General features: G+C 54.3%; 1 pseudogene. It reads right to left on the bottom strand.

The features are described 5' to 3' along the window. A pseudogene (locus KVT28_RS26000) lies at positions 1–247 on the bottom strand (hypothetical protein); the annotation flags it as partial.

Genomic DNA, 247 nt, shown 5'->3' with positions numbered 1-247 from the left:
CGGTGTACCAGTCACCCCCGTCCGAGCCATCCGGCAGCAGGTCAGAAAGGTCCACCACGTCGCCAGCATTACCGGTGATCATCATCTGCGACATACCGTCGTTGAGGAACAGGACGTCGCCTCCCAATGAATGAACGTCACCCAGCGACAGGGCGAGGGTATTATTGCCGTGTCCATCCAGCTCCACATGATTGATCTCATCAGTATCAATACTTAGCTGAGAAAAATCGAGATGCTGCTCATCGAG

This window comes from Pantoea sp. GbtcB22, assembly GCF_019091025.1.
GTDB lineage: Bacteria > Pseudomonadota > Gammaproteobacteria > Enterobacterales > Enterobacteriaceae > Pantoea > Pantoea leporis.
The sequence above is the reverse complement of the archived record's forward strand: the minus strand, read 5'-3'. Positions and strand labels throughout refer to the sequence as shown.